The sequence below is a fragment of the Acinetobacter sp. S4397-1 genome (genome assembly GCF_024129285.1).
Lineage (GTDB): Bacteria > Pseudomonadota > Gammaproteobacteria > Pseudomonadales > Moraxellaceae > Acinetobacter > Acinetobacter lwoffii_C.
Genome location: NZ_JAMXXZ010000104.1, coordinates 1 through 229, shown reverse-complemented (window position 1 = coordinate 229; position 229 = coordinate 1). Strand labels below are relative to the sequence as shown.

The 229-nt window shown below is 53.7% G+C and carries 1 protein-coding gene; it reads right to left on the bottom strand.

From position 1 onward, the window contains the following. A partial coding sequence (locus tag NI467_RS14700) for a hypothetical protein (protein ID WP_253153509.1) occupies positions 1–229 on the bottom strand: 229 nt, incomplete at both ends.

Genomic DNA, 229 nt, shown 5'->3' with positions numbered 1-229 from the left:
AGCGATTCGGATTCAGACAGCGACTCAGACTCGGATAGCGACTCAGACTCGGACAGCGATTCGGATTCAGACAGCGACTCGGATTCAGACAGCGATTCGGACTCAGACTCGGATAGCGACTCTGATTCAGACAGCGATAGCGATTCGGATTCAGACAGCGACTCAGACTCGGATAGCGACTCAGACTCGGACAGCGATTCGGATTCAGACAGCGACTCGGATTCAGACA